Here is a 25,041-nt window from a genome sequence, read left to right as displayed (position 1 = left end):
AAATCTGTGCATAAAATATAATTTTGTTACCCAACCCGCCCTGAAAACTGATATTTTACTTATGATAAATCAAATTGCGCTGCAAGTTAACGGAGAAACCCGCAATTGTGCGATCGACACACCGTTACCAAAATTACTAGAACAATTGGGATTAAACCCGCGCTTGGTGGCTGTGGAGTACAACGGGGAAATTCTGCACAAACAATTTTGGGAAACTACAAAGATGCAAGAGGGTGACATCTTAGAAGTTGTGACAATTGTGGGAGGAGGCTAGCCACAAATTAGCTAATCAATCCTTGTAATCTAGCCATTGTGTCATTCAGCACCACCACAGAAGTCGCAGATAAATTCCAAGTTTTGATTGTAGGGTTGAGTGCTTTTTTGAGCGCATCCTGTAGGGGTGGTAGCCATGCCTCTTGATGTCCCTTGATCACCAGTATTAAGCGAAAACTGGCTTTTTTCAGATCAAGGGTTTGAAAGGAGTTAGGCAATTCTTCATAGGTAGAATGGCGCTTTAGGCAAGTTGCCACACTTAAAGTGAGCGCGTTGGTCAACTTCTCTTGAATTTCGAGGAGAAATTCATCGAAATTCGGCTGAGTTTCAGGACGTGGGGAACTCTGCTTTGCCTCCACAATCCATACTATAGAGTCATCTTGGGAATGGAGCAGTAAGAACTCCGCTATCTTCACGCCTTCCTTGATTTTTTGATAAGTTTCGCTTTTCTCAATGTAGAAGCAATCTCCTTCTGGGTAAGGGCCGAATGTCATCCCAGACTCAATAATTGGCTCAGTCGTCATTGCAATGCCAGCTCCACCTCTTCTTTGTAGAGCTGGATTGATTCGTCGATAATTGGGTTGTCTGGCAACCCTTCCCTGAGATTTGCGAGCTCCCAACGATTATCTTTCACAGAAATTATTGGAATTGAGAGTCTATCCTTTTTCTGTGCAATGAGAAACAGTTTTTTGATGACAAAATAGGAGTGACTCGCCATGAAAAACTGGATTCCACACTCAGCTAACATGGCAATAATATCGAGAAACTTTGAAATTGCGGCTGGATGTAGTGCTGATTCTGGTTCATCGATGAAGATTACCGATTTTTGGTCAAGATAACGGTTCCCTAGTAAGGTGTCAAGAATGGAAATCTTCTTAATACCTTCTGCCGTTACGCCAATAGGGAACTTTTGATTCCCCTTCTTGAACTGCCAACGCCCCAAATTTTCATCATACTCAACCTTTCCCTCTAGAATCTCGCTTAGGTTCTTTCTGGACATAGCAAACTGCTGGTAATTTCGGCCACCTGTAGGAGGTTGGCGCAGTGCTCGTGCTAAATCGAGATAGGTATCATCGAAACCGAAGGTCTTGCTCAGTTCGCGGGATTGTAGAATGATATGATGCAGGGAGAGAACTTCTTTTGTAGGTAAAAAAATAGAATTACTACTTCGAGGTGGAACATGATTTTCTATAGTTTGGATATTTTTCGTGGTGTCTTTACCAAATCTATAATAAAAATCTTGACCATCACAATTGAGCTTGAAAGATAGTGGTTCATCTGCTCCTTTGCTCACAAGGTCGCCGATTTTCTCTATCTCAAAAGTCCAATACAGTTTGTCTGCGAGTATTTCGGAAGCATTGCGTGGTTCGTTGCCCCGTTTATACTCTTCTAGGGTTCGCATAGCAGTGTAAAGCGCTTTGAGGAGAATGGTTTTACCTGTTCCATTGCCGCCGATAATCAAATTAATGTTACCTAAGTTCTCGCACTTGAACTGATGGATAGGTCCAAAGTTCTTGAGTTCAAGGCTGTTTATCATCGGTTATTTCTCACAAAACTTGTCTACCAAACCTTAGATACCCGACTTCTTAAAGAAGTCGGGTATCTGGGTATATTGAGATAGAGAATCAGGAGGCATAGCCTCTAGATATGCGTTCCCAGGCATAGCCTAGGAACGAGGAAATCTTGTCCCCCCCTTATTAAGGGGGGCTAGGGGGGATCGAGACTTTGAGACAAACAAAAGAGACTTAAAGAACGCCGCAAAATATCGCAATTAAACTGCGACAGCTTCAGCCACGGGTTCAGCCACAGGTGCTGCTACCACAGGATAAATGCTGACTTTCTTGCGAGTTTTGCCCTTTCTTTCAAAAGTCACCACACCGTCAATCATGGCAAACAGAGTATCATCTCTGCCGATACCAACATTATTACCAGGGTGAACTTTAGTGCCGCGTTGACGGATCAAAATGTTGCCAGCTTTGACAACCTGACCGCCGTACTTTTTGACACCCAGACGCTGAGAATTAGAATCGCGTCCGTTACGTGTACTGCCTGTACCTTTCTTGTGGGCCATAATATCCTCAACTGTATTTACTATGTTTTATTCTGAATCAGTTTCGGCGGTTTGGGGAGTTTCCACAACTGCTTGAGTTAAGTCTCTGGCGGCCAAGACTGTACCGTTGACGCTAATCGAGTCAATCATAAAGCGAGTTGTTTCTTGACGGTGCCCTTTTTTCTTCCGAGTTTTCTTTTTCGGCTTCATCTTGTAGACGAGGACTTTGCGGCCCCGGAAATGCCGTAGAACCGTTCCTTCTACAGTGGCATTTTCTAGTAAAGGCTGGCCGATATGAACCTCGCCTTCGTGCTGGATCAGAAATACTTTGTCTATGGTGACTTTGGATTCAGCTTCAACGTGAAGCAGTTCGATGTCGTAGAAGCGGCCTGGTTCTACCCGAAATTGTTTGCCGCCGGTTTCAATGATTGCGTAAGTCATGGGATGGTTGTTGAGATTGCCGTACAGGTAGCTGATGAGTCATTGGTCATTGGTCGTTGTGGACTTTTGACGGCTGACTGCTCTCCAGCTTTTGGAATGTCTTAACCTGATCCGAGCCGGATTTAGACAGACAATCTACTATTATTCGCGATTTTGGTATTTTTGTCAAGTTCGATCGCGCCGGAAAATTCTAATTAGGTAAAACTTAGGCACGGGTGGTCAGAAACCGGGTTTTTTACGAAAATTATTCGTTTTCAGCCAGAGATTAGGTAAAAAACCCGGTTTCTTCGGTCTGAATGGGTAAGCCCTGTTAGGGATAAAAATAGAAGATGCTGTAAATTTTTTATCCCATTGATCCAAAAGGTCGATCGAACTCGATTCAAGCAGTCGCAGAACATTTGCTCGATCGTAACAATTCCAAAGCTTGTTGTTTCACCCTACCTTCCATCACCTCTTTCTGCAAATTAATAAAAGCGTCAAAATCTTCTAAACCATACTTGGTCATCTGCAACTGCTGTCGCAACTGTTCTTCGGCCTCAACCGTTAAGTAACCTGTTGCCAAAGCTTTGCGGACAATTTTACTGATTAAAGTCATAGTAGCTTCACCCTGAATACACCTACGTTAAAACACTGAAGTTTTGTCACCCGACTGACTCAGCTTTTAGTTTGTTTCATAATTATCCTTAAAATAGGTTAAATCTACCTTAAGGTCTATGTAAATAAAGTTATTTTTAATACATCCATCAAACTTTAGCGATTTTAAATGTAGAGTACGATTAAATTGATCTCTTTAGTTTTTGCCCGACCACATTATTATTCAAATATGTTAAATCTACCTTAAGGCATAATTTAAACATAACGATTTGTGACCGGGGAAATTGTATCGATTTTAAATTTAGAGTGCGCTTAAATCGGTATATTTAGTTTCTGTCTAACAACAGCCGCCATTCTCTGACAGCAAAAGGAGGAACCACCAATTCTGTTTCTTTTAGATTTTTTACGGGCAAATTCAACAGCAAAGGTCGATTACTTTCCACTTGTGTAATTATTGATTTGAAATCGTATTCTCCGACATTAATTGGCAAACCCGACTCGTTCCAAATATCATTAGCCTTGCCCATTTCCCGCTTGCCCGCTGCAACTTTCAGCGGAACAGGGTGCTGCAATTCTGTTCCTGGAAATCCTACTAATCTCAGATTTAAAGACTTTACAACTCCCGACTTGACTCGCTTGTACAAAACAACTTGCCATGCTTTGTCGTCCGTATCGCGCAGGCTTTGTACGGATCGGAACATTACTGTTTCGGCAGTTTCTGGATATTTATGAATCGACGCGAAAGCGGGCGGGCTGCTAGCTAAGATTAGATACAAGCACAAGCTAATAATAGTTAAAGTTCGACGCCACCAATAATATTTTTTCAACTTGCCCTACCTCCGAGAATTGACAATTTTTTATCCAAAGATATAAAAAAACAGGTTTGTATTGAGATTATTGAGGGATGAACAATAAAAGACAAGAAGCAGGCAGGTTTTGTATAAAGATTATTCATCGATGACAAAGTTACGCGCTAAACCGGCCCCTACATTATACCTCGCCTTGGTTTCCTGAAGTTAGGCGTTCAACCTAGTCTTACAATGTACATAGTCGGGTTTATTTCCAATCGGTTTCAGCTTGAGATAGCACGTAAGCTGAAACATCGATAATTTGTTGTTCCGACAAACGATCTTTGTAAGCGGGCATAATACCTTTGCCGTTGGTTACTAAGTTGGAAATGTTGGCGATGGAATCCATGCCGTATTTTTTTAAGGCTTTTTGTTTCAAGTTTTTGCCGCGCCTGATAATGTTGCCGCCGTTGATGTGACAGCCTGCACAGTTGGCGCTGAAGACTTCGGCTGCGGTTGTGGGATTTGTAGCTGTATCTGCGAAGGCGATTTGGGAATTAGTGGCGATTTCTACAAATGCCAGTGTCAGTATCAATAGAAAGGCGGTGAGAATTTGTTTTAATTTTTTTAGCGAAATCATCTATTTGCAGGTTGAAAAATAGTGCTGGGTTTAATGATATCACTAAATAGGCATTTTGGGGTTAACTCAGCGATTCATTCTTCCCAGTCGAATGTGCGGGAAACTGCTTTTTTCCAAAAGCGATATTTTTGCTCGCGAAGTGCGATCGGCATTTTCGGTTCCCAAGTACAATCCGCCGCCCAATTGTCCCGCAATTCCGCTAGCTGGCTCCAAAAACCCACCGCCAAACCGGCCGCATAAGCGGCACCGAGTGCAGTAGTTTCTGCTACCACAGGCCGCACCACAGGCACTCCCAAAACATCGCTCTGAAACTGCATCAGCGTGTGATTTCCCACCATTCCTCCGTCTACTTTTAAAGACAAAAGCTGCACAGCAGAATCCTGATTCATCGCATCCAATATTTCTCGCGTTTGCCACGCTGTAGCTTCCAATGCGGCGCGGGCAATGTGTGCCTTAGTCACGTAGCGAGTTAAACCTGCAATTACTCCCCGCGCGCTGTCTTTCCAATACGGCGCGTAGAGTCCAGAAAAAGCCGGGACAACGTAAACTCCGCCGCTATCTTCGACGGTATTTGCTAATGTTTCTACTTCCGCAGATGTGTTGATGATGCCCAAATTGTCGCGCAGCCACTGCACTAAAGCTCCGGCGATCGCAATACTGCCTTCCAAAGCATACACAGCGGGCGATTCTCCCATCTTGTAGGCGACTGTTGTTAGTAACCCTTGCTTTGAAGGGACGATCGTCTCACCGGTATTGAGCAGCATAAAACAGCCCGTACCGTAAGTATTTTTCGCCTCCCCCGGACTGAAACAAGTTTGCCCGACGAGGGCGGCTTGCTGATCGCCCAAAGCAGCAGCAATCGGAACACCTGCAAGCAATCCTTTTGCAATTCCAAAAACTTGACTCGAAGGGCGAATTTCTGGCAGCATCTGGCGGGGAATTGCCATTATTTCCAAAGTTTCTGCATCCCAATCGAGGGTTTGCAAATCCATCAGCATCGTGCGGCTGGCGTTGGTAACATCGGTAATGTGCGCGCCGCCAGTCAGGCGCCAAATCAGAAAAGTATCGACATTGCCAAAAATCGCATCCCCTTGATTTGCCGCTTCCCGCAATCCTGGAATATTGTCCAGCATCCACTTAATTTTCGGCCCGCTGAAATAAGTTGTCAGCGGCAAACCGCATCGTTCTCGAAATCGATCTTTGCCATCAACTTCTGCTAATTGCTCGCAAATAAAGCGAGTGCGGGTATCTTGCCAAACAATGGCATTTCCGTAAGGTTTGCCCGTGTTTCTGTCCCAAACAATTGTAGTTTCGCGCTGGTTGGTAATACCGAGTGCAGCAATATCTTTGGGGTCGATATTGCCGATTTCGAGGGCATTTTTAATCACGCTTTGGGTGCGCTGCCAAATTTCATCGGGATTGTGTTCCACCCATCCTGGTTGCGGATAGATTTGCTGGTGTTCTTGTTGGTTGCTGCAAATTATCTGTCCCTGGCGATCGAATACGATAAATCGGGTGCTGGTGGTTCCTTGGTCGATCGCTGCTACGTATTTTTTTGCCAATTGTCTAAAATATTTTTAGTAATGAGGTCTTTAAGGGATATGATACTATATCTAGAAGTCAAATTAATGTCAAAAACTTTAGCTTAGGGAACTCCACAAGTTGAAACTGGCAGATTTGCTGAGGCTCGATCGCACAATTAAGGTTATTGGCTTTGACGACGCTCCGTTTTCTCGTACAAGCGGCAGTCTGGTGTCGATCGCGGGCATAGTCTGCGGGGTAACTCGATTTGAAGGAATGGTGTGGGGACAAGTCCTCCCAGACGGATTAGATGCCACGGATGCTATTTCTGGGCTACTCCTCGGAGGCAAATTTCTGCCGCAATTGCATCTCGTTTTGCTTGACGGAATTGCTTTCGGAGGCTTCAATATTATTGACCTTCCTGAGTTAGCATCGCGGCTGCAAATTCCTTGTGTTGCTGTCATGCGCCGCCAACCAGATTTAGCTGCTGTTGAAAAAGCCCTCCGCCATTTACCAGACTCGGAATACCGTTTAGAATTGTTGCGCCGCGCCGGGAAAATTCACGCTTTTGAACCTTTCTTTTTTCAAGTTTGTGGCGAACAACCGGAAGTAATAGCGAGGGTGCTTCAGCGTTTGACAGACACGGGGAAAGTTCCTGAAGCTTTGCGTTTGGCTCATTTGATTGGTGCGGCTGTAATTAATGGAGTTAGCAGCAGTTCTGCTTGAATTATGATTAAGAACAGGCAAGATGCCTGTTCCACAAAGAGGAAATTTTATTGTGGGTGGATCGGATATCCTGTTAAGAACGGGCAAGATGCCCGTTCCACACAGAGTAAATTTTATTGTGGGTGGATCGGATATCCTGTTAAGAACGGGCAAGATGCCCGTTCCACAAAGAGGAAATTTTATTGTGGGTGGATCGGATATCCTGTTAAGAACGGGCAAGATGCCCGTTCCACACAGAGTAAATTTTATTGTGGGCTGGGCATCCTGCCCGGCCATGAAAAGTTTATTGACAATGGTGCAATATTTCAGTTTCTACTCGCTTAATTACACAATTTCGCCCTCTAATTCACCGAATTCGATTTGAGTTCCCAACGCCAAAGTCAGAGTAGTTTCAGGTTCTACCATTTTTATATCGCCTTGAATGTCTGTAGCCCACCAAGCGCGATCGCACAAATTGGTCAATCCTAACGAAAGCTCGTTTCTCGATCGAGAAGTGACTATAGCTACAAGCCCGTTAGATGCTGCGGCTGTTAAACTCGGTATGTCAGAGGTGAATAGTTGAGTTCCCGCACTCAGAGGAATAACTCGACTTCCTAATTTCAGGGAAAATTGACCGCTGGTAAAAGAATTTACTGCGGGCTGATCTGATATAAAGGTAGGCGGAAGATTTGTCGGTGTTGGGGCTGGCAAGTCAGAGTTTCCTACTGTAATTGTACAGTTGCCGATTCTCTTTTGGTCGCCCGATCGCAAATAACTCACCGCCCCGCTATCAAGATTCTCGCAAACAATTTGACCTGCTTCCAATTGAAACCGCATTGCTAGGGGCGAAACATTAGGAATGCAGATAATGGACAAATTTTCATCACTGCCAAAAGTCACTGGTTCCGCACCCAGAGTGAGAGTGCGATTTGCTCCCGTATCGTAACTAATTACTAGCCAAGCTTTGTTGAACAAAGTTTCAGCTACAACTAGCATAATTCCAATCCAAAAACCGATCGCAGCACAGCCAGCTAAACGGCCCGCCGTACCGGAGAGATTGTAAGCAAATAGAATAAACAAACAGCCGCCCAACACACCCCCAACACCGCCGCCTCCCAGGCCGCGAAGCGCCCCCAAATTAGGAATCCGCTGTGCCAGTCCCAGTCCTAACAAACTGCCAGCTATTCCCCAGCAAATTACTCGCAATAATTCGTTGTTTCCGTCGCCAATTCCGCTGTAAATACCTTCGGCGATCGCCCCAGAAATGGCTCCTGCAATTAAACCAAACAATCCGCCATTTTTTAAAGCCTGTTTAATTTGAGGCTTGCCTTTGATATAGTAATAATAGCCGAACATGATAGCCGTAGCAATACCACCGCCTACCAATCCAAACCACCGAGCTGTGGACAATACACTGTCAAAAACAGATTCCGAACCAGTGATCCCCTGCATGAAAGGTTCGGTGATGAGATTGCCGACGAAACCGCCGACAGCACCGCTAATGCCAAACTGTAAAGCTTTTTTAAGGGCTGATAGATTTCTTTTCACGGCGCACCAGATTTAAAGTGAGAGTCAAATCTAGCTACAAGCTCGAAAGTTAGGATTTCCGATTATCTTATATCTGGCACTATTATCGAGAACAGGCTTTCCGGCCTGTTCCACAAACACAAAGAGTGAGTGTTCTTGTGGGTAGTAGGGGTTGGGTAGGAAACATTGGTGTCAACTTAAGCTTTTAGTCCGCCAGTCCTCCCGCTCACCCGGCAGCCCGCCAGGGAATGAATTCCCTGTCTAATAGCGAAAGTCCTCTAAAAGAGGACTGAATCATTCATTAGTCCTCTTTTAGAGGACTTTCGCTTTGAGGCAGGGGTTTCAACCCCTGACGGACTATCGGTTTTACCTTAAGTTGACACGCCTTGGGCAAGAGAGCCCGCCCGTCCAAGACTGATTGAGAATGGTGCAAGATGTGAGACGATCGCACATCTGGCCCCTGTCTCCGCGCTGTCTGCCCCCATCTCCCGCTTCCCTCCATCTCAGGGCCAAGCCTTTGAACCTCGCGCCCTCGCCCGTCACAATTCCCGCTCAATGCTCTATCGCCTGTAACCCTTGCTGCCAGATAATTTTAGCAATTTTTTAACTATGAAATTTTAACTCCTCAGACCCCAGCGAGGGCCCAAATATGAAAAGGAATGTTACAAACTATTACAGTAACACTCAGAATGTGAACATAATGCCTCAAAATACTTGCGAGAGGTAGTTGTGTCAGAGAAGCAATATCCTTACTAACTGCCCGACAGTCACTCGATCGCCACTAAGTGGCCTGCTGCAATCTCGATCATAAATTAAAGATCGCATCAGTCATTTATGGTATTGTAAGCGACAGGCTTAGTGCGAGCACTCACAAGCGCACCGGCGTGAAGAACCAGCGCCGTTAAGCACCGAAGGCAGTCACCCGCCAACAACTTCAACAGTTGCTGAGTGTGGAAAGTCCAGCCTTCCCCGTCAAAGCTCCTGCCTGAGCAGGAAAGATACGGGACGCAAGCGCCCGCCTTCGCTAGCTCAGCGCAGAGCAGTTCATATAGCAAAATATCCAGCGGGTACACACAAGATGAGTATCGTCACCAAATCAATCGTCAACGCAGACGCCGAAGCTCGCTACTTGAGCCCAGGTGAATTAGATCGGATCAAAAGCTTCGTCACCTCTGGTGAACGCCGCGTCCGCATCGCCCAAATTTTGAGCGAATCCCGCGAACGCATCGTCAAGCAAGCAGGCGACCAACTTTTCCAAAAGCGCCCTGATATTGTTTCTCCCGGCGGCAACGCTTACGGCGAAGAAATGACCGCAACTTGCTTGCGCGACATGGACTACTACCTGCGTTTGATTACCTACGGAATCGTAGCTGGCGACATTACTCCGATCGAAGAAATCGGTATTGTCGGCGTCCGCGAAATGTACAAATCTCTCGGCACCCCGATTGAAGCCGTCGCCGAAGGCGTTCGCGCTATGAAAAATGCAGCAAGCTCGCTGCTGTCTGGAGAAGATGCTTCCGAAGCTTCCTCCTACTTCGACTACGTTATCGGTGCGATGCAGTAAGGAATTTTGATTTTAGGTTTTCGATTTTAGATTGAAAAATTGGGGGTTGCCGGCAACAAGTTAAAAGCTATTGCAAATAACCAGCCACTTAAAAATCTTAAATCCCAAATCCCAAATTCCAAATTCTAGCTCCAAAATTGGACTGACTCAGCCACTTTCTAGGAAACAAGACAACCATGCAAGACGCAATTACCGCCGTTATCAATTCCTCTGACGTTCAAGGTAAGTACCTCGACATCAGCGCTCTAGACAAGCTCAAGAACTACTTTGCTTCTGGCGAACTGCGCGTCCGCGCCGCTACCGCCATCAGCGCTAATGCAGCCACAATCGTCAAAGAAGCAGTTGCTAAGTCTCTGTTGTACTCTGATGTAACTCGTCCCGGCGGCAATATGTACACCACTCGTCGTTATGCAGCTTGCATCCGCGACTTGGACTACTACCTGCGCTATGCCACCTACGCTATGCTAGCTGGCGACCCTTCCATCCTCGATGAGCGCGTGCTCAACGGTTTGAAAGAAACCTACAACTCCTTGGGCGTGCCCATCGGTTCTACCGTACAAGCAATCCAAGCAATGAAAGAAGTCACCGCCGGTTTGGTCGGTTCAGACGCTGGTAAAGAAATGGGCGTCTATTTCGACTACATCTGCTCTGGCTTGAGCTAAGACTCAGGAAGAAGGAAGAAGGAAGAAGGAAGTTCGGCAACGGATTCTGTAACGGATGTAACAGATTTCAGTCCGATGAAAGTCGGAAGAAGGAAGAAGATTTATTTCTTGCCTCTTTTAACTTTTAACTTTTAACTTTGGACTTGTTACCTTTGGCTTTGAAAAGAGGTCAGGGAAGTTGAGAGTGATTGCTAGACCGTCAAAGGCTTGTCGAGAAAGCCCGATGAGTTTTAACGAGCTAGTTTTGACTCCTAACTCCCTGCCTTCAATCTTTAAAAAATCCATCTAATAATCTGTAAACCTACTCAGGAGTTAGTTTCCCATGAGAATGTTTAAGGTGACTGCTTGCGTCCCAAGTCAAACCCGCATCCGCACTCAGCGCGAATTGCAAAATACCTATTTTACTAAGCTCGTTCCTTACGACAACTGGTTCCGGGAACAGCAAAGAATTATGAAAATGGGCGGCAGAATTATTAAAGTACAACTGGCTACCGGTAAGCCCGGAGCTAATACCGGCCTACTTTAAGAGCCGAAGCTGGATTAGTAGAGGGGTAAGAGGTCGCGATGACCTCTTTTTTGTTGTTATAGCAGAAGAAAGAATGTCCAGCGTTGTTAATTTAATCATTGAAAAATATTTCAACTAAAACAGCAGGAGTCCCGCACTCTAACGGTACCCCGTTGAGTGTCGGGAGGAATGCGCGTGAGGCTCAAGAGCTGAACAAATTATCTATAAACACAACAGAATTTCTTCGATACGTAATACAATCTTGTCATGAAACAAGTCCTGACACTATCTTGCAAGCTCCAAGTAACGCCTGAGCAGTCCATCAAAATTGATGCAACCCTTCAGGCGTTTGCGAATGCTTGTGAATATGTGAATCAAACTGTGCCGCCAACCCTGACAAATGAATTGGCGATGCAATATGCAGGTATATCACGATGTCAGAGAGATGTTTGGACTTTCGGCGCAGCTAGCAATCCATGCTATTAGACGGGTTTCTGGCAACAGAAAAACAGCTAAAAAAGATGGGAAGCCTGTTAACAAATTTGCTCCTACTAGCGTCACTTACGATACCCGTATCTTTTCTTTTAGGGAAAAAGATTGGACAGTAAGTCTGACTACTACTGGTGGTAGGGAAAGGTTTGCACTGGCTATCGGGAACTACCAACTTGGATTATTGGAAGGTCAAAACCCCAAGACTGCTACTTTGTGCAAACGCAAAAATGGCAGTTACTATCTTAATATTCAGCTTGAATCTCAGCCAGCCGAGCCTCCACCCAGCAATCAAGTTTTGGGTTGTGACTTGGGTAGGACTGATATTGCAGTTACTTCTGATGGAGATACATTTAGCGGTAAACAAATTACCAAAGTTAGAAATCATTATGCCAAGTTGAGAGCAAATATCCAGCGAAAAGCCACGAAAGGCACGCGCAGCACTCGGCGTAGATGTCGAGAATTGTTGAAACGGTTGTCGGGCAAGGAAAAGCGTTTTCAGACATTGGTAAACCACACTATCAGTCACCGTGTCGTAACTAAGGCTAAAAACAAAAATCAAGTTATCGCTTTGGAAGATTTGACGGGAATTAGGGAGCGCACAAACCAGCAGCCACGCTCGAAAAAAGAGCGGAGACGATTCAATAGCTGGGCCTTCTTTCAGTTGCGCCAATTCCTAATCTACAAAGCTATAAAGCATAGCGTAAAGATTTTGTTTGTTGAGCCTAGATACACTAGCCAAATGTGCCACAAATGCAATCATATTCACCCTGTAAAGGGTGAATCTTATAGAAACGGCAAAAAGTTTGCTTGTGGTCATTGTGGATGGAAAGGTGATGCCGACTTAAACGGCAGTAAGAATATTGCTGCTATTGGGGCTTTCGTAAATAAGCCCGAAGGTTCGAGATTGTTTTGCAATGTGCAAGATCATTTCAGGGCTATTGAAAGCCCACACTGTACCTGTACTCAGGGAGCGTGCTGGGTAATTTACTAAGCAGAAAGTATAACTGCGATTATGGCTAACAAAACAGCAAGCATTTGTGGTAATGTAATAGCCTCTTTCAAGAATAAAGACGATAATAATATAGTAATCAGCGGGTAGATAGACGTAACACTCACTACATTGGCAACTTCACCTTTGCCAAGGGCTATAAAAAATACTAATGAGGCCACAGTGCCAGCAACGCCAACTAACATGGCAAACAAAATTCCCCTAACATCTCCCTCAAAACTAAAATTATTAGTTTTGATAATAATAAATAAAGTAGTTAAAATAGCGCCAATTGCTTCATAAACAAAAGCAGTTTTGTAGTCAATATATTTAGTCGCTAAATTGCCAAAAAATCCCCACAAACCATATAATAGCGAACAGATTAATGCGTAAATTAACCAATCTGGTACTTTAGCCATCTTTGTTAGAGTTTATTGAGAGCATTCTAAAATCCTATGGCTAATGACATTCGACGCTTGATTCCATTTCTTGACCCCAGCGCGTCTCAATGGGCCGCTGAGGCTCGGTGGCTGAGGTGGCTGACTTTTCTGTGGCTGTTTGTCGGGCTGACAGCATTGTTTTCGGCTTCCTATCCCATTGCAAATTATGAACTTGGAGACGGCCTTTATTATTTTAAACGACAGCTAATCGCAGTGGCGATCGGGCTGGCCGGCTTTAACTTGATAGTGTACTCCCCACTGCGCTACATCATGAAAACATCTCAGTTAGGCGTTTTATTGCTGCTGGGATTGCTCTGGTTGACCTTAGTTCCGGGAGTGGGAACCACAATCAACGGGGCGACTCGCTGGATATCTCTGGGCCCAGTTCCGATTATTCAACCTTCTGAGTTAATCAAGCCGTTTTTTGTTCTCCAAAGCGCCCGCATTTTCGGTAACTGGCCCCGGTTGACGAATAAAGTTCGCTTAACTTGGCTGTTAATTTTCGGTGCAATGCTTTTGGGAATTTTGTTGCAGCCAAATTTAAGTACCACGGCTTTGTGCGGGATGACTTTGTGGTTGGTGGCTTTGGCGGCGGGCTTGCCTTACTTGCAGTTGGGTGCAACGGCTATGGGGGGAATGCTTTTAGCCGTTTTAAGTATTAGTTTGAGGGAATATCAGCGCCGCCGGATTATGTCTTTTCTCAATCCTTGGGCTGATCCGATGCAAGACGGCTATCAGTTGATTCAAAGTCTCCTGGCTGTCGGTTCAGGGGGCATTTGGGGCGTTGGTTTGGGGATGTCGCAGCAAAAGTTATTTTATTTGCCGATTCAGTACAGCGATTTTATTTTTGCTGTGTTTGCTGAGGAGTTTGGCTTGGTGGGAGGTTTCTCCCTGTTGCTGATGTTGGCGGCTTACTCTACTGTGGCGTTGAGGGTAGCGATGAAGGCTCGAAATAGTGAGAGTCAGTTGGTGGCGATTGGGGTGATGGTGGTGATGGTGGGACAGTCGCTGCTGAATATTGGGGTGGCGACGGGGGTTTTGCCGACTACGGGTTTGCCGCTGCCGTTTTTTAGTTACGGGGGTTCTTCGATGTTGGCAAGTTTGTTGTTGTCGGGGTTGCTGATTCGGGTGGCGAGGGAGAGTTCTGAGGCTGATGTGGTTTCTTTAAACGGTCTCCGTGGAAAGCCGGGAAAGCCGAAGTTGCGATCGAACAACGGCACTGCACAACCCGAATAATTTGTCAATAGTAAACACACTCGATTAACTGTTTCCCAGGCAGAGCCTGGACACTAATACCCACAGGCTCTGCCTCGATTCTTGCTGGGGCAAATTGGAGGCGGAGCCTCCGGATCTGCCTTACCAGGCAGATCCTGGTAACGAGTAATAGCTGATAAAAACTAACGATCGACTATTTCCGCCCGTCACCTTTATTGGGGGGTTCTTCTTGTTGTTCTTGAGGTTTAGCTGTGATCTCAGTTAATTCTTTTTTGTCTGGTTGCGGTGTTTCTTGAGTTGAGTTAGCCATTGAGTTTAGTCCTAAATAGATGCACCGCTCAATTATATCTTTTCCAACTGCAAAGGTATGGCTGTAGATAGGGAGAGGAAGAGCCAGACAAAAAATTCTCATGTACAGAGATTTGATAGCTAATACTGGAAGACTTTATGTAGATGCAAAAAAGTGGAAAGGCAAATTGCTGTCGGTTCTACACTGATTGAGGGTTGCAGCCAAACAAATCCGACCGGGACGCAAAAACACCTTTGTTAAGAATTAAATGCCGATCGCCATCTCGACTGATTAACCCTTGCTGCTGCAATTTTCCCAACATTCGAGTTACTGTTACCCGCGTCGTGCAAATCGCATTAGCAATATCTTGATGTGTCAAGCGGATATTCAAACGAGTTCCATCAACCACAGGCTGACCGAATTCCTGTTGCAATAATAGCAATAGCTGATACAAACGGTCATCTACTCGTCGCTGTCCGGCGATCGCTAAAATTGCTTCCATTTGCCGCAGCCGCCGTACCATTTGAGGCAGCAACTCGTGAGCCAATTGAGGAGAAGCTTCGATTTCCACCATAGAATACCACATCAAATAAATATCTGATGTCGCCGTAGCTCGGTAAGTCTGCAAGCTTGTCAACCACAAACCGAAGCACATCGAAGGCCCAACCCAACCCAAAAGTCCTTCTTCCCCGCTTGGATAAAGCGTACTCAGTTGTGCTAGACCTTGACACACTCGCCAAAGGCCTTGCGACATCATAGGAATGGTTTCCCCCTTGGCATAAAAATGCAAGTTTCGACTCGCTCCTGTGTTATGCTGGATTTCCGCTAAAAGTGCTTTGGATGTTGGTGACATATCCGTTATTTCCAGCTAAAAAACATTTGTCTGAGACCTACGCCTCTGACTCTAACCGGCCAAGGTAAAGGTTAGGTAATCGTCAGGTTAGGGGAAATATAAACTTTGATTAATTGTTTTAACTTTGTATATTCACCGGCAATTTGTGCGATCAAAGAAGGAACAGTAGAGCACCCGAATTGAGAAAAATCGCTCAGCAACTTGCCTGCTAAAATAATGAAGTACATTTATATCCAAGCTTTTCCAAGTTTTTCCAATTCATCAACTCAATAGTTTCCACCTCTGAAAAACTCAACTCATCTTGCCAAGCATTAATTCCCTTTACCCCAACTGGTTCTAAAGTATTTGGATGCCACACCATTTGGCTAGGCGGAACTAAACCTAACGCAGCATTTTGTTGATAAAATTCCAGCATTGACTCCTGAAAATCTACCCCGATCCACTGGCAAATTTTTGCTAACTGTGCTGACGGCTCCCTCACCAAATCTTCATAATAAACTAAATAAAATTGTTCCCATTTTTGATGGTATTTTTCGATAATTTTCACAACTTGATTCCACTGGTGCGTCAGTCCCGCTACTGTTTTTATCCCCGGCCACACTTCCCCCCTTTCTTGCTCTTTTGCTACTAATTTTTTGATAGAACTGTAACAAGCCCGAAAATCTCGCACAATCAAAACCACCTTAACTCCCGGAAAATATCTCCTGATTTTTCCTAATTGATAAATGTGAAAAGGATTTTTGTCTCCCCAAATCGAAGCTGTCGGGTCAAACTGCTGGCGGTAAGTTTGATAAACTGTAAAAACTGCTTGAGCGTAACTCAATTGCTTGTTATTTGTTAAGTTATCTAATAAAAGCTGTGGGTCAACATTCCACTCGCAAAACCTGTGAAAATTGTTGTTGTAAAGGTCATTAAAAAAATCTTCGATTTGAGGCAGCAAGTCTTTGGCAGCACCGTATTTTGACTCTAGGGCAACAAAGAACAGACTTTCAGGGGGAATGCAGATAGCTGGATGCGCTGTTAGCATTAAACGCAGGAGAGTTGTCCCAGAACGTTCGGCTCCTATTACAAAAATCGGACTTGATACGATCGATTTGTTGCTGGGTGAATGAGCCTTCGCGCCAAAAAAAATGCTTGACTGGCTGTTGGGTGAATTAGCATCCGCGAGCGAAAAGTTGCTCCTATCTATTTTATCATTAACTTGCTTCGGTCGCAAGCGAAATTGACCGAGAAGTTCTACTCCTAACTCCAATTTGTCAGCAAGTCCGCGACGTTGAAGCGCCTGTTCGACAGCGGTGCGGCATAATAATATTTGCTCTGCCCGACGCTGGCGAGAAACGGTTTGCTGGTGGATGCGGTAATAATAAAGCGGTTTGTCGATTTTTCTAATTTCTGTAACTTCGCTCAGCCGCAGGCACAATTCGTAATCGACAGCACTGGCAAATTTTGGGTCAACACCGCCACAATTATTGTAAGCCGAACGGCGGATTAAGCGAAAGTGAAAAACGATCGGATCTACTAACAGTTGCTCTGGCGAATAGGGGATTTTGCAGAGAGGGCCTTCGCCGCCAATGCAGTCGTTTTCGTCGATGAGTAAATAGTTGGTATAAACAACTCCTACTTGAGGATTTGCATCTAAAATAGGAACTGTTTCTGCTAGTGCTTTGGGGGCGAGCAAATCGTCGCTATCCACGCAGCCAAAGTAAGGAAATGTGGCTTCTCTAATGGCGGCCATTAGGGAATAGCCCGAACCTCGGTGTTCGGCGGCGAGGGCTTTGATTCTGGGGTCTAGTTTGGCGTAGCTGCGGGCTATATTGAGAGAGTTATCTGTGGAACCGTCGTCCCAAATTAAGAGTTCAAAGTTGGGGTAAGTTTGGGCGAGAACGCTTTCTATGGCGGCTTTAAGGTAACGTTCTCGGTTGTAGACAGTCATGACAATTGAGATGGGAGTCATAGGATTTTAGATTTGGGATTTTAGATTTTAGATTTGGGATTGAAGAATTGATGATAAGGGCGATGCACGTTGCACTTTATACTAACTAAAAATAACTTAGGCCTGCTTAACTTGTTTCTTTTTGCTGGCGTTTGTACAGAAAAAATCGACTGACGATATCTACTTCTAATTCAAATCTTTCGCTCAAGCCGCGTCTTTGAAGCGCTTGTGCAATAGCTGACTGAGATTCAAGAATTTGGTCGAGTTGCTGTTGAACTGTATGCAGCGAATGTTGTCGGTAGTAGTAAAGGGGTTTGTTGAGGTGATAGAATTGAGCGATCTCTGAGAGTCGCAGGCAAAAGTCGTAATCTTCAGCGCGGTTGAATTCGGAGTTGATGCCACCTATGCGATCGTATAATTGGTGGCGAAATAAGCGAAAGTGGAAGGTCATAAAGTCTACTAACAGCCTATCTGGAGAGTAGGGTATTTGGCTGCGGTGTCCTAATCCTTTTATTTGAGTTTTTTCATTAATCATTAGATAGTCCGTGTAGACTACTCCGATTTCTGGTTGTGCGTCTAATACGGCTGCGGTTTCTTCGAGGGCGGTGGGTGCGAGCAAGTCGTCGCTGTCTACCCAGCCAGTGTATGTTCCTTTGCACATTGTGTGAGCCGCTTTGAGGGCTATTCCTCGGCCTTGGTGGGGGGCGGCGATTACTTGAATTCGCGCGTCTTGCTGTGCATATTTGCGGGCGATAGTGAGACTGGAGTCGGTGGAACCGTCGTCCCAAATTATCAGTTCAAAGTTGGGGTAGGTTTGGGCGAGAATGCTTTCTATGGCGGCGCTGAGGTATTGTTCTCGGTTGTAGGTGGTGGTGATGATGGAGATTAAGGATGTCATTGGGGAATTCTAATCACTCGCAGGTCGATCGAACTAGAGGTAAAATGCTAAAATGCTTTGATGTTTTTATTCAGAGGTTTGAAGGCAGATTTTCTGACTAAATAAATGTTAGCACTTGTTGAGAGAAATTGATTGGGCGATCGCCGGTGATAATATTTCTGTAAGTACGATCGCCCTCGATTGTATCTCTTTAAAAAAGATAGCTAGACTGGCGTTGCTGATTCACGGTATGAATCAACTTTTGTCGGAAGTTACAAAACTTACCCTCCGAGGGCTTATAGCAATTGCAAAATCTTGAATTCATAGCTGTATTCAGCAACACCGCTAGACTGTATTTCGACTGCCAATCTTTAATCCATCTGAGTTTCAATCGGGGTGGTCGCCACGCCAATAATCTGGCGATCGTTCTTCTATCGAGCAGATTGCGTCCCAATCTAACATACGAATGCTAGGATTGAACCGACTGAAAGTATATTCAATGTCTTCAGGAGAAATACCCTCCATCAATTCTGGTATAAAATCAAAAGACTTTGTACCGTAACAAAAATCTCGGACAAACTCAAAAAAGCTTCTACTTATAAAAACTCGCTCGCCACACTCCGGTGTTTCCCAATCTGCCCAGTAAATATCATAACTTTTATCCGACTCGCTGTAAGTTCTTAAATCCCAAAAAATTAAGCTGCCTCCTGCCCCATATTCTCCAAACATGAAAGCAGAACTTAGCAGGTTTATATATTCTAGATTGCGGTTAAGATTGGGAGATGGATATCTTCTTATTTGGTCTATCATTCCTCCTATCATATCCTGAGCTTCCAGCAGATAATTGCTGGGACAGAAAATAACCACCAAGTCCCAAAGGGAACCCGTACCAAAGATTTGACAAAAATCTTTATAGTCAGCAGGTAAAGTAATATTATTTTGGATTTCAAAAGCAGTTAGTTCATCTTCGCTTAAAATTTCTACACCAAGGTCATCCTCTATGACTTCTAGGTTTGCTAGCAATTGTCGCCATTGATTAATCATAGCTTATGAGGGTTTTTGTTGTTTAATAAAAAACTAAGGAAAAAAAGGACGATAAATGGGCGTCTAAGGATTGGGCAAATTAACAGGAGGGGTGCTTGTAAATGTATGACCGCTAAAAGGACTTTGATACACAGAGGTCATTGGGGAATTCCAAGCAATCGCAGTTTGACGCTTATCAAGGTAAAATGGTTTAATGTTTTAATGCAGGGGTTTGAAGGCAAATTTTAGGGTTAAATAAATGTTAGTTATTGTTGAGAAAAATTGATTTTAAGCATTTTTTTGAGAGGGATATGCGGCAATAGCGTTTTCACTTGATATTACTTTCCATTATTCAATATTAATAGGTGGTGGAACTCCCCAAAGTTTGACAGTAGTGTCTTTACTTCCACTAGCAAGTGTTTGTCCGTCGGGACTAAAAGCAACAGAGTAAACACAGCCATTATGATCGATTTGACCACCATTACTAAAATAAGTAATGCCTGTTACTTTCTCTAAGTCCCACAAACCGATCAGATAATTAGTATCGCCACCCCCGCCTGCCAAAGTTGTCCAATCTGGACTAATTGTAGCCGATACAATTTCTACCTCCGTTGACATAGTGCGGATAAGTTTCCCAGTTTCGAGATGCCAAAATTTGACACTTTTGTCTTGCTCGTGAACGCTAGCAAGCATTTGTCCTGAAGGATGAAAATGTACCGCAAAAACTAGACCGCAGTTCGCCTCTAAAGTGCGAAATTCTGTTCCAGATTCCAAATCCCATAGCTTAATAGAAGCATCAGCGCTAGCACTAGCTAAGGTTTTCCCATCAGGGCTAATAGCAACGCTTAAGATCGTATGACGGTGACTGCTAAGAGTATGTATTACCTTATAACTATTGAGTTCCCAGACGATAATAGTGCTGTCTGCCGCACCGCTAGCTAAGCGCGTACCGTCTGGACTAATCGCAAGGCAAAGTACAGAACCAGTATGACCTGTAAGGGTGTGGATAACTTGACTTGTGCTCAGATTCCAGATTTTAATGGTAGTGTCAGCACTACCACTGAGCAAGGTTTTTCCGTCTGGGCTTGCGATTAATGAAACCACTGCATCTGTATGTTCTGTAAAAGTGCAAATTTCTTGCCCAGTATTCAAGTCCCAGATTTTGATAGTGCGATCGGCTCCGCCACTAGCTAGGGTTTGTCCATCGGGAGTAAAAGTAATAGCATAAACTGAATCAGAGTGACCTCTGAATGTTTTTATATAACGAAATAAAGCATAGCGATTCTTGTCTTGAATGGCTTTGAGTAGGATTTCTCTATCTTCTTCATCACGCTTCCGTTCTCGATCGCGATTGAAATAACTCCAGATATACTCGGAAGGTAAATGCAAATGTCTAAAATTTTCAATCAATCTCTCTTTCCACATAGACAAGATATCATCAGAAGATTCAGAACTTTCTCTCAATTCGTCTAAACTTTCTCTCAATTCGTCTAAGTCATAACTTTTTAGGTTTATAAATTCGTCTAAGTCAGAACATTCGTCTGAGTCCGAACTTTCTCTAAATACAAATTCGTATGGTTCGCATAAAAAATTAGGCTCTTCTTGAATATTTGCAGATGATAGTATATCTTTTTCTTCGTCGATAGTCGAGAAACAAGTAAAGGTATGGACTAGACAGGAAGGGTCTGGACAAATAGATATGGGTAAAATTTCATAAGATTTTGTTCCCAGGCAAAAATCACACACGAATTCAAAAAAATCACGACCTATACGGTAAATTTCTCCATCAAACTCAGGGCACTTCAGCCAGTAAATATCGCAACTATAGTCAGACTCACTATAAGTTCTAAGATCGAAAATAGCTATGCGTGCCGCGCAATCCTCCCCAAACACAAAAGCCCCTTTAAGTAAATCTGCTATTGATTCTAAAGTCATATCTTTTTCAAGTTCTTCTAAGGAATACAACTGATGATATGTAATTTCATAGTGAATAGTTTCCAGCGAAAATTGATGAAAACAATGAGAGTATATAGGACTGTAGATGTTAATCATGTTACCCAATGTTCCGCTGCCAAAAATTTGAGAGAAAATCTTATAATCTTTGGGTAACTTAATATTATTTTTTGTTTCAAATTCCAGCATCTCTTGTTCACTTAAGCACTCTCCTCGCTCATCAAATACTTCTAGATGTGCCAGTAACGATCGCCATTTTTGCATAATGCCCTCAAAATCTTGCTTGAAATTAACTTGTTAATTTGAACTCGGTGAGAGAATTGGCTCATAGGGGGGTACTTAGTTTGCTGCCAAGTGAAAACTCAAATTTACCATAAGAATTTAACTCTATAACCCGTGTCTTTCCAGTGGAAGTGTTAACCTATGAGCAGGAGGAAGAAACTCGGCTGGATTTGGGATATTGCGTAGAGTCAAGCTAGCTTCCGATGGAAAAAATGTTGCCCTTGCGGTTAATGAAGTAGGTCTAATTCTAGGAGTAGTACGTTGCTCATATTTCAGGGAGACTTGATAAAAAAGAGTCACTTCCGTTAAGCATTTATTGCGCTTCATTTGTGTGAGCGTTGTATCTACCAGTAATTCAAATTGATACCAGGGACTATTGGAGTTGGAGTTTACCCATCCGTTCTGGGCAAACACGTTATTCAATGCACCCGTGCCGCCCAATAAAGCTGATACAATATGTCCTTGATGATCTGTCGGCAAAATACCAAGTACGCTTTGGCGATTTTTTCGATTTGCATCTGTCCCTGTCCTACTTCCAGAATGTTCTATAACAGCGATGGTCTCATCACTGGTTATGGATACATTAGACGGGTTTTTGTCAACATCTTTTTTAACATCCTGGATATTGTTGGTGTTTTTAGTTGCACTGCCGACATTATAACTGATCCGTCGAAGCTGATCTATTACTTTCCCCGAATGACCAAGGGGATCAGTTGAATCAACAGGACTATTTTTCACATACCGATAAAGATTAGCATCCCCACCACCAAACCCAACAGAATCCTCCCCAATAAACCGTCCTATCTCCGGATTATAATACCGACTCCGATAATAATATAACCCAGTTTCAGCATCCAACTCCCGCCCCGTAAACCCATACCGACTTCCAGCAGCAGAATTACTTTGAGAAACCACCCCACCAAACGAATCATACCTCACACGATCCGCCACACTCCCACTATTATCCACCCAATCTGCCACCGTCCCCAACTGGTCAGTCAAAGCCCACAAAACACTACCCTGAGCACTCTCCTGTGCCAACAATTGGTCAACACCAGCCCCAAACAAATACCGCTTGTCCAAAACAGGTTGATTCGTCCCATTCGCCACAAAATCAAACAGTACATTATCCCTGTCATAAACAAACCGAGTCTCATTATTCCCCACCTTCTTACTAATCCGACGATTTTGAGAATCGTACTTAAACCCTACATTCTGAGTAACATTCCTCGCCACATCCTTATCAACAACCCCAGCCAACCGATTGCGATAATCCCACTGATACTCAGTCACCTTATTACTCGCAATCTCAGTTTTCCGAATCAGATTCCCTTCATCATCGTAAGCATAATTGTAAACACCATCAGAATTCAATTGATTATTACTTCCCGTTTGATATCCTGAATTAGTCCGATTCCCATTCGCATCGTAACTGAAACTTTCATCCGGCTTGTTGCTATTAGAATGGTCAGCAACAGTCAACTGATTATTCTTATCATAGGTGTAATTAGTTACCCCATCAACATCCGCAATCTTCGTAATCCGATTCCCATTGTCGTAATCGAAGTCATAAGAAACCCCACTTCCGTGACTCAGAACATCCAAACGATTCTTAGCATCGTAAGTGTAAGTAGTTCCCCTCACCAACTGACTTCCATTCAAATCAGAATAACGATTCACCGAATTTAACTGACCGATATTATCGTAACCGAAATCCACCCGCTTCGAGGCCACATTGTTACCGCTTTGAGTAATGCGACTTATCCGGTTTAGCGTGTCGTAACTATAAGCAGTATTCCCCTTAGCTTCGCCGTTAATCGTATCGCTGACAGACAGCAGATTATCTTCGTCGTCGTAGGTGTAGTTTAACAGAACATTCGGTACGCCAGGAGTTCCCGTGTTATCAACTCCAATCTGTCGTCCTTTCGGGTCGTAACTAAACTGGTAAGTCGAATCAGGGTCTTTAACAAAAGTTAACTGACTAGCTGCATCATAAGTAGAGTTAAAAGTGCGAATTGGATTACCAGTAGTATTCAGCCAATTTTCTGCCGTCTCTCGATTTAAGGCATCGTAAGTAAAGGAACGGACGCGGTTATTGCGGTCAGTAACTTTAGTGCGATTCCCAACATTATCGTACTCAAAAGCACGAGCTTTACCAAATTGATTCGTTTCCGATTTTAACCGATTTCGGGCATCGTAAACGAAGTTAGTCGTATTATTTACTGGGTCTTTGATGGATGTGACATTGCCAACATCATCATATTCAGTGGTGGTGGTTCCAGATGGATTTAAAGCATCAATGACGCGGGTCTGCCGATTAAGAGCATCGTAAACGTATTGAGTTTTGTTAGTATTAGCGTCAATTTCAGCAGTAACATTCCCAACTTTATCGTACTCGGTTTTGCTCGTGCTGGCAACAGCAGTAGTTGCCCCTTCAGTCAGATCCGTTCTTCTTCCCAAGTCGTCGTACTTGTACTCAGTGCGGCTACTATTCGCATCAACTTGAGCCTTTAATTGATTGGCCACGTCATACTCAAAACGAGTAACTTTTTCAGCAGCATCAACCTCCCGAATTAACCGACCCCGTGCATCATAAACCTTATTAGTCCGATTCCCCTTAGCATCAAAACTCGCCGTCTGATTGTTATCCGCATCATACCGCATCTTCTCCACAGTACCGTCAGGATTCACCGTCTCAACCAACCGATTCCGACTGTCATACCGATACTCAGTTCTCCTCCCCAACGGATCAACCATTAATACCTGATTCCCATTCAAATCATACTCGTAACTTGTCACGGGCGATGTCAGCGGCCCGCTGCCATCCGGGTCAGGAGCCGTCACTTTAACGAGCTGATTCATGATATCATAATCAGACTCAGTACGGTTGCCATTTTCATCAATTGTTGCCGTCAGATTTCCCGCAGCATCATACTCAAACTGCTGCACCGCTTCATCAGGAGTCGCTTTAGCAAACGTCGTCTTCTTCAACTGATTCATCGCATCGTATTCGTACTCAGTGCGGATGCCATTTTCATCAATTACTGCCTTTTGATTCCCCGCAGCATCGTACTCAAACTGCTGCACCGCTTCATCAGGAGTTCCCTTAGCAACAGTAATCTTAACCAACTGGTTTTGAGGGTTATAATCGTAATCTGTCACCCGTCCGTTGGGGTCAGTTTCAATGTCAATTAAATTTTTATTTGTGTAGGTATAGCTAGTAACAACATCATCGCTGTCGCCAACAGCACCTACTACGTTTGTCACTTTTATTTGGTTACCAGTAAGCGGGTCAATTTCGTAAAGAGTTTGGCGGCCTAATTCATCAGTTTCGCTCGTTACTTGATTAAAAACTGGGTCGTAAGTATAACTCCGCTTGCCAGTACCTCCCCCCCCACCAGCTTGCACATTATTGTTTAAACGAAC

Annotated in this window: 25 protein-coding genes; 9 read left to right on the top strand and 16 right to left on the bottom strand. The window is 44.1% G+C overall.

Annotated elements, in window-relative coordinates; genetic code table 11:
* The first annotated feature begins 61 nt into the window (after nt 1-61).
* Nucleotides 62-274 (top strand): sulfur carrier protein ThiS, encoded by a 213-nt coding sequence (gene thiS / locus QT992_RS26565; protein WP_333249719.1) that lies wholly within the window; start codon nt 62-64, stop codon nt 272-274.
* Between the two features lie 7 nt (nt 275-281).
* On the opposite strand, the gene QT992_RS26560 is transcribed toward thiS, so the two are convergent.
* The 8 genes from QT992_RS26560 to glpK form a co-directional block, all read right to left on the bottom strand.
* The gene (locus QT992_RS26560) at nt 282-797 is read right to left on the bottom strand and encodes a hypothetical protein (protein ID WP_333281710.1); all 516 of its coding nucleotides are present in this window, start codon (nt 795-797) and stop codon (nt 282-284) included.
* Entirely contained in the window at nt 794-1,810 is a 1,017-nt protein-coding gene (locus tag QT992_RS26555) for an AAA family ATPase (RefSeq protein WP_333317384.1), read from the bottom strand. Before QT992_RS26555 ends, QT992_RS26560 begins: the two co-directional genes overlap by 4 nt.
* Before the next feature lie 234 nt (nt 1,811-2,044).
* Nucleotides 2,045-2,344 carry a 50S ribosomal protein L27 gene (gene rpmA / locus QT992_RS26550; RefSeq protein ID WP_190738131.1) on the bottom strand — a complete coding sequence of 100 codons (300 nt, stop codon included), beginning with the start codon at nt 2,342-2,344 and terminating at the stop codon, nt 2,045-2,047.
* 27 nt (nt 2,345-2,371) lie between these two features.
* The gene (gene rplU / locus QT992_RS26545) at nt 2,372-2,764 is read right to left on the bottom strand and encodes a 50S ribosomal protein L21 (RefSeq protein ID WP_333036112.1); all 393 of its coding nucleotides are present in this window, start codon (nt 2,762-2,764) and stop codon (nt 2,372-2,374) included.
* Between the two features lie 379 nt (nt 2,765-3,143).
* Entirely contained in the window at nt 3,144-3,359 is a 216-nt protein-coding gene (locus QT992_RS26540) for a hypothetical protein (RefSeq protein ID WP_333105299.1), read from the bottom strand.
* 325 nt (nt 3,360-3,684) lie between these two features.
* Nucleotides 3,685-4,185, bottom strand: coding sequence for a DUF3122 domain-containing protein (locus tag QT992_RS26535; protein WP_333317382.1), 501 nt, complete (start codon nt 4,183-4,185; stop codon nt 3,685-3,687).
* Between the two features lie 229 nt (nt 4,186-4,414).
* Nucleotides 4,415-4,786: a c-type cytochrome gene (locus tag QT992_RS26530; protein WP_333340069.1), complete on the bottom strand. Its 372-nt coding sequence runs from the start codon at nt 4,784-4,786 to the stop codon at nt 4,415-4,417.
* 74 nt (nt 4,787-4,860) lie between these two features.
* Nucleotides 4,861-6,348, bottom strand: coding sequence for a glycerol kinase GlpK (gene glpK / locus QT992_RS26525; protein ID WP_333340067.1), 1,488 nt, complete (start codon nt 6,346-6,348; stop codon nt 4,861-4,863).
* A gap of 100 nt (nt 6,349-6,448) precedes the next feature.
* On the opposite strand from glpK, the gene QT992_RS26520 reads away from it, so the two are divergent.
* Both QT992_RS26520 and QT992_RS26515 read left to right on the top strand, forming a co-directional pair.
* Nucleotides 6,449-7,033, top strand: a complete 585-nt coding sequence (locus tag QT992_RS26520) for an endonuclease dU (protein WP_333378121.1) — start codon at nt 6,449-6,451, stop codon at nt 7,031-7,033.
* A gap of 22 nt (nt 7,034-7,055) precedes the next feature.
* Nucleotides 7,056-7,397, top strand: a complete 342-nt coding sequence (locus QT992_RS26515; protein WP_333378118.1) for a hypothetical protein — start codon at nt 7,056-7,058, stop codon at nt 7,395-7,397.
* Here QT992_RS26515 and QT992_RS26510 read toward each other — a convergent pair.
* Nucleotides 7,358-8,560, bottom strand: coding sequence for an FHA domain-containing protein (locus QT992_RS26510; RefSeq protein ID WP_333378115.1), 1,203 nt, complete (start codon nt 8,558-8,560; stop codon nt 7,358-7,360). The two genes, QT992_RS26515 and QT992_RS26510, sit on opposite strands and share 40 nt — an antisense overlap.
* A 1,057-nt stretch (nt 8,561-9,617) precedes the next feature.
* On the opposite strand from QT992_RS26510, the gene apcA reads away from it, so the two are divergent.
* The 4 genes from apcA to QT992_RS26490 all read left to right on the top strand — a co-directional run bounded on the left by apcA (nt 9,618) and on the right by QT992_RS26490 (nt 12,753).
* A complete protein-coding gene (gene apcA / locus QT992_RS26505) occupies nt 9,618-10,103 on the top strand; it encodes an allophycocyanin subunit alpha (RefSeq protein WP_333036136.1) in 486 nt (161 codons plus the stop codon).
* Between the two features lie 176 nt (nt 10,104-10,279).
* On the top strand, nt 10,280-10,765 hold the full coding sequence (apcB, locus tag QT992_RS26500; protein ID WP_006634930.1) for an allophycocyanin subunit beta: 486 nt from the start codon (nt 10,280-10,282) through the stop codon (nt 10,763-10,765).
* 322 nt (nt 10,766-11,087) lie between these two features.
* Nucleotides 11,088-11,291, top strand: a complete 204-nt coding sequence (locus QT992_RS26495; protein ID WP_006634929.1) for a phycobilisome linker polypeptide — start codon at nt 11,088-11,090, stop codon at nt 11,289-11,291.
* Nucleotides 11,292-11,688: 397 nt separating this feature from the next.
* Entirely contained in the window at nt 11,689-12,753 is a 1,065-nt protein-coding gene (locus QT992_RS26490; RefSeq protein ID WP_333317372.1) for a transposase, read from the top strand.
* Here QT992_RS26490 and QT992_RS26485 read toward each other — a convergent pair.
* Nucleotides 12,750-13,169, bottom strand: a complete 420-nt coding sequence (locus QT992_RS26485) for an EamA family transporter (protein WP_333317370.1) — start codon at nt 13,167-13,169, stop codon at nt 12,750-12,752. The two genes, QT992_RS26490 and QT992_RS26485, sit on opposite strands and share 4 nt — an antisense overlap.
* A gap of 36 nt (nt 13,170-13,205) precedes the next feature.
* Between QT992_RS26485 and QT992_RS26480 the strand changes: the two genes are divergently transcribed.
* Nucleotides 13,206-14,426 carry an FtsW/RodA/SpoVE family cell cycle protein gene (locus QT992_RS26480; protein WP_333340061.1) on the top strand — a complete coding sequence of 407 codons (1,221 nt, stop codon included), beginning with the start codon at nt 13,206-13,208 and terminating at the stop codon, nt 14,424-14,426.
* 467 nt (nt 14,427-14,893) lie between these two features.
* Here QT992_RS26480 and QT992_RS26475 read toward each other — a convergent pair whose 3' ends face one another.
* The 3 genes from QT992_RS26475 to QT992_RS26465 form a co-directional block, all read right to left on the bottom strand.
* Nucleotides 14,894-15,547: a Crp/Fnr family transcriptional regulator gene (locus QT992_RS26475; RefSeq protein ID WP_333317366.1), complete on the bottom strand. Its 654-nt coding sequence runs from the start codon at nt 15,545-15,547 to the stop codon at nt 14,894-14,896.
* 208 nt (nt 15,548-15,755) lie between these two features.
* The gene (locus tag QT992_RS26470; protein ID WP_333317362.1) at nt 15,756-17,501 is read right to left on the bottom strand and encodes a sulfotransferase; all 1,746 of its coding nucleotides are present in this window, start codon (nt 17,499-17,501) and stop codon (nt 15,756-15,758) included.
* Between the two features lie 106 nt (nt 17,502-17,607).
* Nucleotides 17,608-18,378, bottom strand: coding sequence for a glycosyltransferase (locus QT992_RS26465; protein WP_333340058.1), 771 nt, complete (start codon nt 18,376-18,378; stop codon nt 17,608-17,610).
* A 115-nt stretch (nt 18,379-18,493) separates the two neighbouring features.
* Between QT992_RS26465 and QT992_RS26460 the strand changes: the two genes are divergently transcribed.
* On the top strand, nt 18,494-18,676 hold the full coding sequence (locus QT992_RS26460; protein ID WP_333340054.1) for a hypothetical protein: 183 nt from the start codon (nt 18,494-18,496) through the stop codon (nt 18,674-18,676).
* A 68-nt stretch (nt 18,677-18,744) separates the two neighbouring features.
* Here QT992_RS26460 and QT992_RS26455 read toward each other — a convergent pair whose 3' ends face one another.
* The 3 genes from QT992_RS26455 to QT992_RS26445 all read right to left on the bottom strand — a co-directional run.
* Nucleotides 18,745-19,401 (bottom strand): SMI1/KNR4 family protein, encoded by a 657-nt coding sequence (locus tag QT992_RS26455; RefSeq protein WP_333340052.1) that lies wholly within the window; start codon nt 19,399-19,401, stop codon nt 18,745-18,747.
* A 327-nt stretch (nt 19,402-19,728) separates the two neighbouring features.
* A complete protein-coding gene (locus tag QT992_RS26450; RefSeq protein WP_333340049.1) occupies nt 19,729-21,597 on the bottom strand; it encodes an SMI1/KNR4 family protein in 1,869 nt (622 codons plus the stop codon).
* 123 nt (nt 21,598-21,720) lie between these two features.
* A partial coding sequence (locus QT992_RS26445; RefSeq protein ID WP_333378112.1) for an RHS repeat-associated core domain-containing protein occupies nt 21,721-25,041 on the bottom strand: 3,321 nt, incomplete at its 5' end.

Source organism: Microcoleus sp. T3_D1 (assembly GCF_036700405.1).
Classification (GTDB): Bacteria; Cyanobacteriota; Cyanobacteriia; order Cyanobacteriales; family Microcoleaceae; genus Microcoleus.
The sequence above is the reverse complement of the archived record's forward strand: the minus strand, read 5'-3'. Positions and strand labels throughout refer to the sequence as shown.